The 17,514-nt window shown below is 34.8% G+C and carries 10 protein-coding genes; 7 read left to right on the top strand and 3 right to left on the bottom strand.

The window, feature by feature from the left end; translation table 11 throughout:
* Window positions 1-530 precede the first annotated feature (530 nt).
* The gene (locus AC1W31_RS14725; protein WP_481735233.1) at window positions 531-2,096 is read left to right on the top strand and encodes a DUF5723 family protein; all 1,566 of its coding nucleotides are present in this window, start codon (window positions 531-533) and stop codon (window positions 2,094-2,096) included.
* A gap of 44 nt (window positions 2,097-2,140) precedes the next feature.
* Here the strand turns inward: AC1W31_RS14725 and AC1W31_RS14720 are convergent, their stop codons facing one another.
* Entirely contained in the window at window positions 2,141-2,986 is an 846-nt protein-coding gene (locus tag AC1W31_RS14720; protein WP_481735232.1) for an MBL fold metallo-hydrolase, read from the bottom strand.
* Window positions 2,987-3,108: 122 nt separating this feature from the next.
* Between AC1W31_RS14720 and AC1W31_RS14715 the strand changes: the two genes are divergently transcribed.
* The 6 genes from AC1W31_RS14715 (at window position 3,109) to AC1W31_RS14690 (ending at window position 14,844) form a co-directional block, all read left to right on the top strand.
* The gene (locus AC1W31_RS14715; RefSeq protein ID WP_481735231.1) at window positions 3,109-3,867 is read left to right on the top strand and encodes a patatin-like phospholipase family protein; all 759 of its coding nucleotides are present in this window, start codon (window positions 3,109-3,111) and stop codon (window positions 3,865-3,867) included.
* Window positions 3,868-4,112: 245 nt separating this feature from the next.
* Window positions 4,113-7,181 (top strand): SusC/RagA family TonB-linked outer membrane protein, encoded by a 3,069-nt coding sequence (locus AC1W31_RS14710; RefSeq protein WP_481735230.1) that lies wholly within the window; start codon window positions 4,113-4,115, stop codon window positions 7,179-7,181.
* A 48-nt stretch (window positions 7,182-7,229) separates the two neighbouring features.
* Window positions 7,230-8,594, top strand: coding sequence for a RagB/SusD family nutrient uptake outer membrane protein (locus AC1W31_RS14705; RefSeq protein ID WP_481735229.1), 1,365 nt, complete (start codon window positions 7,230-7,232; stop codon window positions 8,592-8,594).
* Window positions 8,595-9,080: 486 nt separating this feature from the next.
* Window positions 9,081-12,380, top strand: a complete 3,300-nt coding sequence (locus tag AC1W31_RS14700) for a SusC/RagA family TonB-linked outer membrane protein (RefSeq protein WP_481735228.1) — start codon at window positions 9,081-9,083, stop codon at window positions 12,378-12,380.
* 26 nt (window positions 12,381-12,406) lie between these two features.
* Window positions 12,407-14,101 carry a SusD/RagB family nutrient-binding outer membrane lipoprotein gene (locus AC1W31_RS14695; RefSeq protein ID WP_481735227.1) on the top strand — a complete coding sequence of 565 codons (1,695 nt, stop codon included), beginning with the start codon at window positions 12,407-12,409 and terminating at the stop codon, window positions 14,099-14,101.
* Between the two features lie 65 nt (window positions 14,102-14,166).
* The gene (locus tag AC1W31_RS14690; RefSeq protein WP_481735226.1) at window positions 14,167-14,844 is read left to right on the top strand and encodes a hypothetical protein; all 678 of its coding nucleotides are present in this window, start codon (window positions 14,167-14,169) and stop codon (window positions 14,842-14,844) included.
* Window positions 14,845-14,891: 47 nt separating this feature from the next.
* Here the strand turns inward: AC1W31_RS14690 and AC1W31_RS14685 are convergent, their stop codons facing one another.
* Entirely contained in the window at window positions 14,892-16,133 is a 1,242-nt protein-coding gene (locus tag AC1W31_RS14685; protein WP_481735225.1) for a monooxygenase, read from the bottom strand.
* Between the two features lie 4 nt (window positions 16,134-16,137).
* Entirely contained in the window at window positions 16,138-16,506 is a 369-nt protein-coding gene (locus AC1W31_RS14680) for a thioredoxin domain-containing protein (RefSeq protein ID WP_481735224.1), read from the bottom strand.
* Window positions 16,507-17,514: the final 1,008 nt, after the last annotated feature.

Genomic DNA, 17,514 nt, shown 5'->3' with positions numbered 1-17,514 from the left:
TATTTTGGTATAAATACTTTACTAATTCTTCAAATAGTCATTTGCAAATTTATTATTTATAAATGACGTTTCTAATAATTATTAAAAAAAAATGGCATTAAATTATTTCAGTTGTCGATTATATAAGTATTTCAACAAAAAATTGAATTTTACTGTAATATTACATAATTATTCCCCTTTTTCAAGAAGTATATATTTCTTAATCGTTGCTAACATTGTTATTTTTGTCTAAAATTTTGAAAAAATTAACATAAAAATAATTCTTCCTCAAAACACTTTTTATGAAGTAAGCGACAATATCAAATTAATTGCTCAAGTCAATATTACTTTCCAATGTTATGAACTTAAGGTTTTGATATTAGAAAATTCTGTTCATAGACGTTTTACTTTAAAAATTGTGAACAAATGCTTTTTAAGTAAAGGTTAGGATTTAGTTATTAGGCGTCAATATTGTAACTTACTGTTAATCAAGTAATTACAATACCTTTAAACATAAACTAACTTCTAACGAGTACTTATCAAAATAAACTGTGCGTAAATTAATCAGTATCAAAAAAAACTTCACCGCCATTTTCTTATCCGTTTTTGTTACTCTTTCTGCTCAAGCGCAGCAATGGCTTGGCGTTTCGGGTAGTAATTATGCGGGTACTAATTCAATCTATAATAATCCTGCGAATGTTTCCGATTCACGATACAAATTATACGTCAACTTAGTTGGCAATGATATATTTATTTCTAACAATTATGTTGGATATAATGCGCCTTACTCCATGCTCAAACTTATTACAAATTCAGCTGGGCAAGAATATCGTAATTCCGAAAATATAATTGTTTTCAAAAATTCCTACTATGATATTAATACCGATGGCGAACCGTATCATCTAAATTCATTGGATGATTTAAGAGGGCCATCTTTTTTATATACGATTAATTCAAAACATTCTTTTGCTTTGCTTACCCGCATAAGAACGGTCATAAATTTTAATGGTGTATCATCGTCTTTGGCAAATCTTATTCGTTTGGGAACGGATACCTTACTACTTAAAAATAAAAACCTTACCGTATCAAATTCATATTTGAATATGAATAGTTACGCAGAATTCGGAATATCATACGGACAAATCTTGAAAGATGAGGACGAAGATTTTATAAAAGTAGGAATTACTTTAAAGAGAGTTGTAGGCATTTATAATGCTCATGTCAATGTTCAGGAAGCAAATTATGATATCATAAATGATCCCTCTGAGCCTAATAAGCAGATTTTACGGGTTAATAATTTAAAAGCCGAAGATGGTTATATAACCGAAAATGCTTTTAAAAATATAACACTTTCAATTCCATGGATTTTCGGGAATCAGTCGGCTGGAAGTGGTTGGGGAATTGATGTAGGATTTATTTATGAATACCGTCCAGAAGTTCGGAAATATACTTATCGAGAAAAGGGAATCCGTAGATTAGACCCAAGCAAAAATAAGTATGAATTTAAAGTTGGAATATCCATTTTAGATATTGGTGGAATAAATTATAATAATCCAGCCTATGTAAGAAATTGGGTTATTGATGTAAAAAATAAGGCTTTTAATTCGGCCGATATTAGTCAAATTAAAGGTACAGACGATGTTTTTAAGAGAGTTAACCCCATTTTAGGATTGAGTGATGATAAAAGTTCCAATAGCTTTACGACGGGGCTTCCAACGGCCTTTCAAATAAATGTAGATTACCACATAAGGGATAGATTTTATATCAATAGTTTGTGGATACAAGGGTTAAGAGGTAACAATTCTCTAAGTATGACAATGCCTGCTTCTTTATCATTCACACCTCGTTGGGAAGGCAAACGGATTGAAGTGGGAGTACCTTTCGCCCTTTTAGATAATTATAGCACTTTCACTTTTGGCATTGGGGCAAGATTGGGTCCATTATTTTTAGGAACTGATAATTTAGGCAGTTTTTTAAATATTAATCGACCTCGTGGAACAGATTTATATTTTGGATTATCCATTCCAATTTTCAATCGCCCTCCAACGCTTCCGAACGCTTGTTTTTATGAGAAAAATGAGAGGCAATGGTGGAAATTTTGGCAGAAGAGAAAGTAGGTTTTGAACTTAAAATTAAGTCAGATTACAAAATTTTAAGTTTATCAAAGAAACGTCCCAAAACTCCCTTTTTCTTTCAAAACAAAGCCTTTTTCTGTCTTCTGAATCGTAGCACAATCATAAATTGGGTCGTGGTCAAAAAACACAATCCATTCATTTTCACAAGCTTGACTTAATAAATTCTCTTTTTCTCGCATCGTTACCAACGGATTAATGTCATAGCCCATTACGTAAGGCACTGGCACGTGAGCGTGGGAAGGAATGGTATCTGCAATAAATAAAATCTCTTTATTTTGATAAGAAATTTTTGGCATTAACATTTTTTCAGTGTGTCCATCTGCCAATAAAAATTCAATATTTTTAAAAGGCTTTTCTGTGACTTTATCCACGAAAAACAATTGATTTGCTTGCTGAATAGGTATAATATTGTCTTTAAAAAATGTCGCTTTCTCCCGTGGATTTGGATGCATAGCAGACTCAAAATGCGCTGAATGCGACCAATAACGAGCATTAGGGAAAGTCATTTCAAAATTGGTTTTATCCGAATTCCACTTAACGGCTCCTCCGCAATGGTCGAAATGTAGATGGCTCAAAATTACATCGGTAACATCGTTTTCAGAATACCCTTTTGCCAGAATAGATTTGACCAAATCGCCATCGCCGTGTCGATAATAGTAGCCTTGCCATTTAGCATCTTGTTTATTACCCATACCCGTATCAACAAGAATGAGTTGTTTACCATCTTCAATCAATAGACAACGCATCGCCCAAGAACACAGATTATTTTCGTCGGCAGGATTCAATTTATGCCAGAATGTTTTGGGAACTACGCCAAACATTGCTCCACCATCTAATTTAAAATATCCAGCATCTATTGAATGTAAAATCATGATTTAGTATTTTTTATCTTAAATTGATATTAGTTTTTTGTGTAAATTACCCAACATTAGCTTAAAAACAATAAACCACTTGGGGATATAATTTTAAGAAACAACGAACAATAAAATAAGTTATGACAATAGGATTAGTTCTCTCGGGCGGAGGTGCAAGAGGAATAGCTCATCTGGGGGTATTAAAGGCTTTACTGGAGAAAAAAATAAAGATTTCGGGGATTTCGGGTTGCAGTGCGGGGTCAATTGTGGGGGCAATGTTTGCAGCAGGATATTCGCCAGACCATATTTTTGAGATTGTCGTTTCGACGGCTACTTTGAGAGCAATGCGTCCTGCATGGAGTCGTTCGGGCTTGCTCCGTATGCAAAAAGCAGAAGAAGTTTATCTAAAATATATTCCGCATAATTCATTTGAACTTTTAAAAATTCCGTTAACGGTCAATGCTACCAATTTATATGCTGGTCAAACGGTTTATTTTTCTTCAGGAGAATTATTGAAACCCGTCATGGCATCATGTTGCATTCCAGGGCTTTTTGAGCCAATTACGTTCAATTCAACGATTTTACTGGATGGCGGTGTTTTAAATAACATGCCAATCGAACCATTGATAGGAAAATACGACTTTATTATTGGCAGTCATTGTAATCCTTTTGGGATGCAAAAAATGCCAAAATCAATGTCATCCATCGTTCAAAAGTCTTTATTTTTAGCGATTAATAATAACTCAAAAGGGAGATTAGCGCAATGCGACCTTGTGATTGAACCGCCTGAACTCAAACTTTTCGACCCTTATGATATCCGAAAAGCAACGGGCATATTTAAAGCGGGCTACGAGTATGCCAGCCAGTTAACTTTACCAGAAATTATGTATTCAAAATAGTTTAGTACAATTTTTATCTTTGTAACTTATTGAAAAACAGTATCTTAAATTATAGTTTAATATAAATATTAATAAAATGTTAAATTTTCAGACCTTTTTGCTTTGACTTTAATGGAAACAAGAATTATCTTTGAAAAGTACATTGTTTAAACAAGGACATAATTAAGTAGTTCTACTTAAACGTTAAATTGTTTACTTTTAATAAATTTTAATCACAATTATTATTAACACAAACCCCAAACTTCATGAACAAAAATTTATTATTCAGTCTCATATTGTTCTTTGGCTGTTCATTGAGCATGATTGCTCAAGACCGTCGAATTACAGGAAAAGTTGTCTCAGCGGGAGATGGCTCTCCCCTTCCAGGAGTCAGTGTGCAGATAAAAGGCACGGGTAAAGGTGCCTCAACGGATGCAAGTGGAAATTATGCACTAAGTGTACCTTCTGGAAAAAGTACTTTAGAAATTCGTTCAGTTGGCTTCAATTCACAATCTATCCAAATTGGAAGTCAAAGTATTATCAACATTTCTTTAATGGAAAGCGAGAATGCATTAAATGAAGTTGTAGTTGTTGGTTATGGAACTCAAAAGAAAAGTAACTTGACGGGTAACGTAGCACAAATTAGTTCAAAATCATTCGAAAATTTACCCGTATTATCAACCGAACAAGCGATTCAAGGTAGAGCAGCGGGTGTTTTTGTAGAATCAGGGAACGGTAAAGTTGGTCAAGGTATCAAAATGCGTATTCGTGGCGCTTCTTCTGTCTCGGCAGGTAATGAGCCCCTTTATGTAATTGATGGTATTCCGATGACTACAACAGCGGCAGGTTCGGCACCAAACACGCCAAACCCAATGGCTGATATTAACTTCAATGACATCGAATCAATTGAAATTTTGAAAGATGCTTCAGCGGCGGCTATTTATGGGGCAAGGGGCTCGAATGGCGTAGTTCTATTGACAACCAAACGTGGTAAATCAGGTAAAACAAGCGTTAATTTAAACTATTTTTCTGGCGTAAGTGAAGCAACTGGACATCGTCAATTTTTGAATACGGCTCAATACGCTGAACTTTTTACCGAAGCTCGTGTAAATTCAGGATTCTCTGTTTCAGGTGGTGAAAATCGTTTTACTCGTTATGCCGTTGGTGAGAAAGCAAGATGGTCTGATCCTACCTCTGCTAATTATACGAATACAAATTGGGAAGACCAAGTTTTTAGAAAAGGAAGCATCAACCAACTTGATTTGAATATTAGTGGTGGTACTGACAAAACTAAATTTTATGCGTCGGGTTCTTACAGCAAACAAGATGGTATTCTTATCAAAAATAGCTTTGAGCGTATCAGTAGCCGTTTAAATCTTGACCATAAAGCAACTGATAAAATTACCATCGGTATTAATGCCAGCATTGCCAGAACGTTCAACACTCGTTTATCGAACGATAATGCTTTCTCAACGCCATTGCAAATTATCGCTTTAGCACCAATGGCTCCCGTAATTGACCCTCGTACTGGTGATTATGCGGATACTTATAATGGTGCAGACGTAACGCAGTATTATAATCCATTGATGAACGTCAACAATTCAAGTAATACCACCGAGACTTATCGTACACTCGGAAACGTTTATGGACAATGGAGTATTATTCCTGCGTTGTCGTTCCGTACAGAATATGGTTTTGATATGTCGTTCAGAAATGATGACCAATATTTTGGAAAGAAAACAGCCAGAAACTCTGGTCAGCCAAATGGTGAAGTCTATAAAAACAACGCTAATATTTTCAACTACAATACCAACAATTTCTTAACATTCAATAAAATCTTCGACCAAAAGCACGATTTGAATGTAATTGCAGGTATGAGTTATCAACAATCAAAAAGAACTTCTGTTGATGCTACTGGACGTAACCTTCCAAGTGATGCTTACAAAACAATTGCTTCAGGAGCGACAAAAGCAGACGCTAACTCATTTGAAAGAACGTTTACTTTCCTTTCGTATTTTTCAAGACTTAATTATAAATTTGACAACAAATATTTGTTAGGTCTGAGCGGACGTGTGGATGGTTCTTCTCGTTTTGGCGCAAACAATCGTTATGGTTTCTTCCCTGCTGCCTCAGTAGGTTGGATTCTTTCAGAAGAAAATTTCTTGAAAGATATACGTCAAATTAGTTTTTTGAAAGTTCGTGCAAGTTACGGTTACACGGGTAATGCCGAAATTAATAACTTTGGTAGTTTAGGTCTTTATTCTGCACAAAATGCCGGTGGAAATTCAGCAGGTTATGCAGGAATACCTGGACAACGTCCTTCTCAATTAGAGAATCCAGATTTGAAATGGGAGAAAACAGCTCAAAGTGACATCGGCGTGGAAATTGGTTTCTTTAATAATAGAATTTCGGCTGAGGTTGATTATTACTCAAAACATACCACTGATTTATTGTTGAACGTAAACGTGCCCGGAACAAGTGGTTTCTCTCAATTATTGAAAAATGTGGGTGAATTAGAAAATAAAGGATGGGAATTTATCTTAAAAACGGATAATAAATTTGGTGATTTAACTTGGAGAGCTTCAATTAACGCAGCAACCAATGCAAACAAAATCTTGAATCTTCAAGGACAAGTTATCACAGGCGGTTTCTTGAACCGTGCGGTTGAAGGACAGCCTTTAGGGGTTTTTGTGGGACCAGAATATGCGGGCGTTGACCCTGCAAACGGAGATGCTTTGTACTTTAAAAATACGAAAAATGCCGACGGTTCATTGGATAAAACAAAAACTAATGATGTCAATCTTGCAGAAAATACGCCAATTGGAAATCCAAATCCAAAATGGATTGGTGGTATTACCAACGAATTTAACTACAAAGGAATCGACTTCAGTTTCACCTTCCAAGGCGTTTATGGCAATGATGTTTATAACGGAGCGGGTAAATTTATGTCAGCAAATGGTGACTTCTATGACAACCAAACTATCGACCAATTGACTCGTTGGAAAAAAGCAGGAGACATTACGAATGTACCACAAGCTCGTTATGTAGGTGGTAACGGAACGGCAGAATCTTCTCGTTATTTATCTGATGCCAGTTATACACGTTTGAAAACGGTTTCTTTAGGATATGTACTTCCCAAATCAATCACGGATAGATTGAAATTGTCAAAAGTAAGAATTTATGCTACGGCAAATAACTTATTGACCTTCACAAAATATACAGGTTGGGATCCAGAAGTTAATACTGATTATTTAACGGGCGTTGCGGCTGGTAATGATTTCTATTCAGCACCACAACCTAAAACAATTACCGTAGGTTTAAATCTTGGATTCTAATTTAGAAAGTAGGTAAAAGGTTTAATTAATTAAAAAGACATTAATAACATGAAGATAAATAATAAACTCATATTCGCAGTAGCTTTCAGTTTAATACTGACAAGTTGCGCCGATAAATTAGATGTTAAACCCGTTGACGATGTAGATGCTATCTCGGCGGTGAAAACATCATCCGATGTTGAAGCCCTATTAACAGGCGCTTACGACTCCATGACCGATAGTGACGTTTTGGGCGGAAACCTCCAACGTGATGCAGAATTAATTGCTGACAATGGCGACATCGAATGGCAAGGAACATTTGTTGCTCCGGGCGAAATATTTGAAAAAAGTTTGCTTAAAACCAATGGACAAGCGCAAGCTACATGGTTAGTTTCATACCGTACCATTAATATTGCCAACAATGTATTGGCTAATTTATCCGTAGTTGATGCAGCGAAAAAAGCGAGATTTGAAGGAGAGGCAAAATTAATTCGTGCTTGGATGCACTTTGAATTAGTGAGAGAATTTGCAAAAACTTACCAAGATGGCACGCCTGCTTCAAATGCTGGTGTTCCAATTTTGACCATTCCAACCGCAAAAATTACGGATGCAAGTTTTGTTTCTCGTAATACAGTGGCGGAAGTTTATCAATCTGTTATTGCTGATTTAACAAGTGCAGAAACTTTGTTACCAGCCAAAAACAGTTTTTTTGCTAATAAACCTACTGCGGCAGCTTTGTTATCAAGAGTTTACTTAATGCAAGGAAATTATGATGCCGCTCGTCAAGCAGCAAACAGAGTAATTGCAACGGGGAATTATACCTTAACTGAGACTTTTGATTTAGCCTTTAATAATACAGCTAATTCAACAGAGGATATTTTTGCAACTCAAGCAACTGACCAAGATTATATAAACAGCATGAATACATTTTTCGCTTCAACTGCTTATTCGGGTCGTGGCGATATTATTATTAATGACCAACATCTTAATTCTTATGATGTTTCGGATGAACGAGGTAATTTCTTTTATCAATCAGGTGATATTTATACCGCAAAATGGATAAAATTAGTGGCCAATATTCCACTAATTCGTTTGGCAGAAATGTATTTAACCCGTGCAGAAGGAAACTTCCGAGTAGGTGGAACTCCTGTAGGAGCCACGCCATTAGCAGACATCAATAGACTTCGTAATAGAGTAGCCGCTAAACTTTATACATCAATGGATTTAGCCACCATCTTGAAAGAAAGAAGATTTGAGTTAGCATTTGAAGGTCACTGGATTCACGACATCAAACGTAATAAACAAACGATTGTCAAAAAATCTGGTAGCACTTCACTATTGTGGGCATTTAATTCCCCAAAATTAGTTTTCCCAATTCCATTAAGGGAGACTGATGTTAACAAAAATTTAACGCAAAACGAAGGGTATCAATAACCAAATTCACTAAAAAAAGCGAGCCAAATTGGCTCGCTTTTTTTTTACATTAATTTTAAAATAAAACGTATGAATGCCGAATATTAGTATACTAATATATAAGAAAAGTACAATTTTAAAAACTCATAAATCAGTCAAAATGAAAATCATTAATAATAGCGGTAAAATTTAGGGTAAAAAAAATGAGGTAAAAATATTATTCTAAATATTAAGTATTTACTCTATCAATTTAGTATATTATTTGGTATTTTATACTTAAACATCAAAATATTACTGCAACAACAATTTTTCAATTTATACACTATATCAAAAAAATACAAAATAAAATAAGGCAAACTGGATGAATATACCTATGAAACAGAGAAATTTAAAGATAAAACCAAATAACATTTTAATGTTTGTATTGTTTGTTTAGTACAAATAATATACTTTTACGGAACACTAATATTATTTTTAATCATTTTTCAACCTTAACTAAATTAGTACATGAAAAAACAATTACTCATGACTTTTCTTGTTGCTTTCTCTTTTTGTGTGAATGTATTCGCACAAGACAGAAAGGTATCGGGTAAAGTAACCTCAGCCGAGGACGGCTCAGGTCTTCCAGGAGTGTCTGTGCAATTGAAGGGAACCACCAAAGGTAGCACAACCGACGCTAATGGTAATTATTCAATTGCGATTCCATCAGATGGTGGTTCACTCGTTTTTAGTTTTGTTGGTACAACCAACCAAGAAGTCGCCATTGGAAGTAAATCAGTGGTGGATGTTAGATTAACAAATGATACAAAACAATTGACAGAAGTCGTTGTTACTGCTATCGGTATTCAGCGTGACAAGAAAGCGTTAGGATATGCTATATCAAATGTGAAAGGGGATGATTTAGCTCAAAAATCTGAACCAGATGCTCTTCGTGCTTTGAATGGTAAAGTACCAGGGGTCAACATCATCTCAGGTGGTGGAGCCCCAGGACAAAGTACAAGAATCACTATCCGTGGTCAAAACTCATTTACAGGCAATAACCAACCTTTATTTGTTGTGGATGGTATTCCTTTTGACAACTCCGTAAACTCTGTTGATGGATTCAGTTCAAATACTGTAACTTCAAACCGAGCCTACGACATTGACCCAAATAATGTTGAATCAATGACGGTGTTGAAAGGTGCTGCTGCTGCTGCCCTTTATGGTTCACGTGCTGCGAATGGTGTGATTGTAATTACTACTAAATCAGGCACAAAATCTGCTAAGAAAGGAATTGAGATAACTTATAATACTTCATATTCAACCGAGAAAATCTCTTCAATTCCTGATTATCAGAATGTTTATACGCAGGGATCGAATCAAAACTATAATGGTGGGTTTATTGGTAACTGGGGTACTGCATTTCCATCTGAAGTGGATAGATTAAATGCAGAATTGGGTTTCAATCGTTATTCAAAAACGATTGTGGCTGGTTATCCTGAAGGAACAGTTCCTCATCCATTAGTAGGAGTTCCGTACACTGCTGCTCGTTTCAAATCTGTTTTTCCTCAATTTTTAGATGCAAATGGATTGGCAATTCCAGTACCTTTGCAGCCTTATGACATTATTGGAGGTTTCTTCCGTGAAGGAAAAGTAGTTGAAAATTCAATCCAAATCAACTCTACTGGTGACAAAACTTCTTTAAATGCGGGAGTTTCAAGAACTACAAATGATGGTATTGTTCCAAATTCAAATACAACTCGTACAAATTTAACCTTCGGTGGTAATGCTCAGTTAACAAACGGGTTTATTATTTCAGGAAATGTAAATTATGTACGAACAACACAACAATCTCCGCAATCAGGTGCTTCATATTTTGCGGATTATGGGTCCGGTAGTTCTGGTTCAATTTATGACCGTTTATTCTACTTACCACGTAACTTCAATTTGAATGAGTATCCTTCCGAAAATCCAGCAGACGGTTCAAATGTTTTTTATCGTGCCTTAGATAACCCAATACGAACTTCAAAATACAATCTTTACAATAGTGATGTAAATCGTGTTTTTGGAAATATGGCCATTAGCTATGATGTAACTCCTTGGTTAAATTTATTGGCAAAAGGTGGAGTAAATACTTACGCTGAGACTCGTCACAACGTTGTTCGTCCAGGCGGTATTGCACTTCCACAGGGTTTGGTTTCTATCAGTAATTTGAATAACACTGAACAAGACTTTACGTTCTTGGCTACTTTCGATAAAGATATCAATGAAAAAATTGGGGTCAAGTTCTTAGCTGGTTTTAATGCTAATCAACGTAACTTTAATCGTTTTACTTCAAGTAATAACGAAGTTATTGATGCAAACCTATTGATTTTAGGAGCAACAAATAAACAATCATCGTTGGAGCAAAATAGAAGCCAACGTTTATACGGTATTTTTGGAGAATTAGCTTTGTCATACAATAACTACGCTTTCTTAACGGCAAGTTTACGTAATGACCATTCTTCAACTTTACCAACAAATAATAATAGCTATTTCTATCCAGCCGTAACAGGTTCTTTAGTATTTACTGAAGCCTTTAATTTACCTAAAACAATTATCAACTTTGGTAAAGTACGTGCGAATTTTGCAACAGTAGGTAAAGATGCCCCTCCGTACTTAACAAATACCAATTTATTCTTAAATACTGGCTACAACGGAAGCACAGCAGCGGCAACCGCAAGTTACACAAATCCTCTTTCGGGAGTTTCGCAAGTTGGCAATCCGCAATTGAAACCAGAATTTACTACTGAATTTGAGATTGGAACAGAATTGCAATTCTTTAACAGTCGTATTGGTATTGATTTAGCATATTTCAACCGTAATTCGATAGATTTAATTGTCACGGCTCGTATCCCATCATCATCAGGTTTTGATTACCGTACAGTGAATGCTGGTAAAATCAACAATAATGGTATTGAATTAGGTTTAACATTAGTACCAATTAAAACGAAAAGTGGATTTACTTGGACTTCATTTGCCGCTTTCACTCGTTTACGCTCGGAAGTAGTTGATGCAGGTCCAGGAGGTGAGTTAATTATTTCAGGCGTAGGCAGCGACAATTTAGGAACTATTTTCCGTCCAGGGCAACCTTATGGAATGATTTATGGTTCAAAAAATGCTCGTGATAAAAGCGGAAACCTTTTGATTAACGAATCTACGGGACTACCATTCACCGTTGCTCAATCACAGATTTTAGGTAATCCTGCACCAGATTTCACGCTGGGTTGGACAAACAGTTTTACTTACAAAAACTTTACGTTATCTTCTCTTTTAGATTATCGTAAAGGCGGTAAAATGTTTTCAGTAACGGCTGCCTCTTTGATTTTACGTGGACAATTAGCGAGTTCAGTTGATAGAGAAGGTATGAGAGTAGTTCCTGGAGTTTATGGAGATCCACAAACCTATGAGCCAATTTTGCAAGATGGAAAAGTAATTCGCAATACTACGCCAATTACTGCTTTTGATTCACACTTTTCAAATGGATTTGGTGCCTATGGTGCTGATGAAACAAATGTTTACGACATAACTGTTTTCCGTGTTCGTGAAGTAACATTAGGTTACCGTGTTCCAAAAGCATTTTTATCAAAGCATTTGAAATTCATAGGTGCATTAAACTTTTCACTATCTGGGCGTAACCTATTCTTCGTTGCTCCAAATATGTTAAAAGGATTAAATTTTGACCCAGAAGTATTATCAAGTTTTGCTGATTCAAACGTTCAAGGATTTGATTTAGGTGCATCACCATCAACTCGTCGTTTTGGTTTCAATTTGACAGCGAAATTCTAATTAAAATAATTTTAAAAAGAACAAATATGAAATTTACATATAAATCAATTTTCAAACCACTGGCAATTGGTTGTGTAATGTTAATGAGTTCGTCTTGTGAAATTACGAATTTAGACATTAACACAAACCCAAATGCCCCGTCACAAGCATCAGCAAATTTACTTTTATCAAGTTCTCAATTATCAACCATTGATAATGCCACTGCGATAAGAAATAATGCTGCTGGTTTTGCTGGACAAATGAATAGTGCCGATGATTATGATATAAATAACTCATCTTATGGAGGAACTTGGAATGCGTTCTATCGTAACTTACAGGATAACGAAGCTTTAATCAAGGCAACTGAAGGGGTAAATAATCCACATTATTTGGGGATTGCTCAAGTTTTGAAGGCATATAACACGGGTAATTTTGTGGATATGTTCGGTGATATTCCTTACACTGAGGCATGGAAAGCCAATGCTGATACGCCAATTGTAAGTCCTAAATTTGACAAAGATTCTGATATTTATGAAGACTTAATCAAACTTTGTGATGCAGCGGTTGCTAATTTCGCAAAAACAAGCCCAGTTACTGTAAAAGGAGACATCTTCTATGCAGGAAATATTACGAAATGGACGAAGTTAGCTAAAACTGTAAAATTAAGATTGCTATTAAATTCTCGTAAAGGTAGAGCAACTGGTAATGCTGATTTAGCGAAAGCATTTACGGATGGCGGACTTATTGCTGATAGTGGTGCAGATGACTTTACTTATAATTATGGCTCGGCAATTAATCCAAATGGTAGTGATGGTCGTCATCCTTGGTTTAGAAATGCCTATTTAGGCGATAATGGATTCAGCTATATTTCACATCAATTAATGCAAGAAATGATGTTTAATAAAGATCCAAGATTTGCTTTCTATTTTTATCGTCAATCTTCTTCAATTCTTGACCCAACAAATCCAACTGACAGAGGAACAATTCCTTACGGTGGAACTTATTTAGTATTAAAATCTAAATTTTGGACAGGGTATAAAGATGTTTTTGGAACGCCAAACAAAGCGGATTCAGCTTATGTGGCAGGTTATTTTGGACGTGATAGAGGTGATAATACAGGAGCACCTGCCGACGGTGCGTATAGAACGGCTCCAGGTTGTTATCCTGGCGGTGGTCTTTATTCTGGTCGTGAAACAGTTGCTAAAGCACTTACAGGTGGAACACTTGGCGGTAACGGTGTTGCTCCAATGATAACTTCGGTCAATGTAAAGTTTTATCAAATTGAAGCAATTTTAGACGGTGGGCTTGCTGGTGATGCTCGTAAAATATTTGAAAGTGCTATACGTGACCATATTGGAAAAGTTGTAGCCTTGGGTTTAAAGGTAGATCCATCAAATGCAAAAGCTCCCAATACTACTGACATTACTGCTTATGTTGATTCTCAATTGAAAGGTTATGATGCAGTAGCTTCTAATGCCGCTAAATTGAACTTTGTTATGAAGCAAGCGTGGTTTACTTACTGGGGACAAGGTAGTGAAATTTGGAATGCAATGCGTCGTACTGGTTATCCATTAACGATTCAATCTCCAATTTTAAGACCAAAACGTCAATTTGCATTGCGTTTGCCATATCCATCAGGAGAAGGTAACTTAAACACAAACGCTACGGATAAAGTAACAAATATAATTTTCGATAGAGATCCTGTATTCTGGGATAAAGTAAAATTAAAATGGGAATTCTAATCTTTTAATTAGAAAACAAAACATTTTATATTCGAAATTATTAATCACTTAAAATTTAACAAATCATGATTAAGAAAATACTTTCAATCGGCTTTGCACTTTCATTACTGCTTTTGTTTGAGGCTTGTAGAGATGAAAGCCTAAATCCAGTTCCAGTATTCGACCCTGCGGTTCACGGATTCTGTATATTCGATGGCGTTGCTTTCGATGGAAAAATTAATAACAGACCACAAGGTTACGAAAAAGACTATGCTAAAAACTTTCCAACGTCTGCACAGGATCAAGGAAAAGTAGATTTTAAGATTCGTTGGGTATCACTTGATAATAAATTGACAGTAAACAAAATTGAGATTTTTGTTGAAATGAAAGAATATTATCAAGATGCTGAAGGAAATAGTAAAACAACTTCTTTAGGGCAAAAACTGATTACTACAGTTGCAACGCCTACGGCAAACAGACAGTGGAATAGCTTTAGTTTAACTCCAACTCAAATTTTTACCGCTTTCAAAGATGCAACTGTAAAATATGATAAAGTAAATGATGTTAAAGTTTTTGCTAATCCTAAAAACCTACGTCCTACTGGAAAATGGTTTAATGGAAGTGAAGATTTTATTGTTACTTGGAAGCTTTATACAACTGACGGGAAAATCTTTAAATCTGGAGGGTCATCTGGTATTTGTGGAGATGTTACTTCGGTTTCGGAAGCAAATTCAAACTGTCAATTAACATTTGATGTAAAGTAATTTTATTTTCTGCCTAATTAAGAGGTGCAAAGAGATTTGCACCTCTTTTATTTTATGATATACTGAAAAATTAGGTTAAACATTTCCTGAGTTGAGTTCCAGCCTGAGGTGGTTTTATGAGGAGGAGAAAAGCTATTTCGTAGATTTTTTGTGGTATTATCATAAGTTACCTCGGCATAAATGATCGAACCGAAAGGTATTTTCTGTTCTTCTTTATACTGATAAGTCATTTGCCAATCAAAATCCCAATTAGATATTTTGATTAACGGAATTAAATCTCCCCCGGGTGTAATAGCAAAACTTCTCAATGATTTTCCTAAAAGGTGCATGTGGGGTTGAACAGAAAGCACTGTAATTTCGTAAGGCAATTCAACTGATTTTGCATAAAATGTGATAACTGTATCCGCTGGAATTTCAAAGGGTTGATTCGTTATATCTTTCTCTTGCAATATGAATGTTTTTAAATCGTACTTGATTGGTTCTTTTGAAAAGTACAAATTAACGGATGAAGAGTCAATTTCATTTTTTAATAAATTAGGGGCATAGTGGATATTTATTAGTAGATCACTCCCAGCCGATAATTGCTTTGCCACTCCTTCTTGATAGACAATCGGATTATTACCAGGCACCCAACCTGACCAAAATTCTTCCTTCATTTTAATTTTTCCGTATGTTACAATCGTTGAATCATCAATAGATTTTCCGTCTGTTATTCTCATAATCTGAGTAGTATCCACTGAAATACGACTATGATGAACTAATTTTTTATTTCCTGCCCTGAATTCAATTGCTTTTACAAATTTATTTTCCTTTAAATTAGTAGGTAATGAAAATAAATAATATTCCTCTTTATTATTTATAGGAATTCTGAATAATTTATTCAGTTTTAAACTTAAATCTGGTATTTCTTTCAATTGAGTTCCTGTATTAAAAACAGGAAGTATTAAATCAATTTTAGGCCCCTGAGGCATTCCATCTTGAACCCAAAGACGAATGAGGCTAATTTGTCCAATAGTTAGTTTTCTTACCTCTTTAAATTCTGCAAAATCATGGTCAGCTCGCCATGGAGGCATATAACGAATTTCCGTAACCTTTTGAATAAATTTCCCTCTTTTTGCCACATCTTCATAAGTTACTAAACTGAAAGGTCCGACCTCGCCCGGACGATGGCAAGGAGTACAATTTTGATGAATGATAGGTGCAATGTGTTCTGTAAAGGTTATCTTCTGAGCAAAAAGACAAGTAGGAAAGTGAAAAATTATGAAAATATAGAAGGAAAATTTACGCATGATATTAGGGAATTCTTTGAATCTCACAACCAATAACATTGGAATGAGGAATGAGTGGTTTTTGATTTTTAATAATCGAATTAAGGGCATCTTCAAGATAATTTTTCTTTGGATTTAGATTGCGTTTTCCCAAGGAAAAATAGCTGTCGTCAATACTTCCAGAATAAGAAATCTCATTATTTTGATTTACAACAAAAACTTCTGGCGTAACTGAAGCATTTAGCTTTTTTGTAATATTTTGAAACTTATCCAAAACCGATGGAATGGTTAAATTGTATTTATGGTTAAAAGCGATGATTTCATTTTCATTAACATATTTTGTCGGAAAAACAGTGATAAAAATAACACCTACCATTGCGTATTTGATTGACAATTTTTGAAGGCTTTTCGTGTAAAACTGACTAATTGGACATTCTATATCCATGAAAACGAAAACCCTATTTCGTATTTGATGCACCTTACCGTTTACATCTCTAAATTTTGTTGGTATTGGTTTTGTTCTGTCAGAATGGGAAACAGTGATGTTATTACTTGGAAAAATTTTTCCAAATAATAATAATAAAATGAATGTGGAACATATTTTTAACCTGTACATGACCAAAAATTAATGCGTTCTAAGATCTAATATAAAGAAGCTGTATGAACTTTTCGTTTTGAATAGAAATTGAATTCATTTTTAATCTGGTGACTCGAAATCTATGAATCAAAGCATTATGGTAAACAAATTTTGAGTTATTAGGTTGAAAATGAAACTACCTATACCGAAAGGAATAAATTTAGAGAGCTTCAAAACTAAAATTACGATAATCTCTTTATAATTCAAAAGTAAATCAAAAGTGGAATCTTAGGGTTTAATTCTTTTTCGATTAACCAAACAATAAAACCGTTCACACATGATAAAACTGTATATGAATCAAGGGTTAAAAATTAATAGCCTTTACAAGTTAATACACTAAAGGAATCAACTTCCCCAGAAGGATGACATCGAGTGTAATTTTGATGAATGATAGAAGCAATATCTTCCGAAAAGTCCTTTTTTAGCAAAAATATACAACAAGGAAATTTGAAGATCAGAGACCTATAGCAGAAAAACGTTAGCATAATTTTATGGATTTTTTTGAATTTCACAGCCAATGGCAATTGAATGAGCAACGAGCAGTTTTTACTTTTAATTCACCAAGACTAATGTTCCCAACTCTACTAATTACACCAGGAGAAATTGATAAAAATAAAATTTAAGTTCAAGACAGAGGGGATCAATAACAAAGAGAAAATATTCTTAAAAGCAGTTTAATTTGTATCATTTTTTTTATTTAAAGTAGTTAAAAAAACAGTATGAATGCCGAATATTAGTATGCTAACATATAAGAAAAATACAATT

The organism is Arcicella sp. (assembly GCF_964672035.1).
Note: the sequence above shows the minus strand (reverse complement) of the source record. Positions and strands in the feature narration are given on the sequence as shown.

Excerpts from the sequence above, each read along its gene's own strand:
- AC1W31_RS14720 (WP_481735232.1), bottom strand. The coding sequence starts at position 2,986 with ATGATTTTACATTCAATAGATGCTGGATATTTTAAATTAGATGGTGGA.
- AC1W31_RS14715 (WP_481735231.1), top strand. The coding sequence starts at position 3,109 with ATGACAATAGGATTAGTTCTCTCGGGCGGAGGTGCAAGAGGAATAGCT.
- AC1W31_RS14710 (WP_481735230.1), top strand. The coding sequence starts at position 4,113 with ATGAACAAAAATTTATTATTCAGTCTCATATTGTTCTTTGGCTGTTCA.
- AC1W31_RS14705 (WP_481735229.1), top strand. The coding sequence starts at position 7,230 with ATGAAGATAAATAATAAACTCATATTCGCAGTAGCTTTCAGTTTAATA.
- AC1W31_RS14700 (WP_481735228.1), top strand. The coding sequence starts at position 9,081 with ATGAAAAAACAATTACTCATGACTTTTCTTGTTGCTTTCTCTTTTTGT.
- AC1W31_RS14695 (WP_481735227.1), top strand. The coding sequence starts at position 12,407 with ATGAAATTTACATATAAATCAATTTTCAAACCACTGGCAATTGGTTGT.
- AC1W31_RS14690 (WP_481735226.1), top strand. The coding sequence starts at position 14,167 with ATGATTAAGAAAATACTTTCAATCGGCTTTGCACTTTCATTACTGCTT.
- AC1W31_RS14685 (WP_481735225.1), bottom strand. The coding sequence starts at position 16,133 with ATGCGTAAATTTTCCTTCTATATTTTCATAATTTTTCACTTTCCTACT.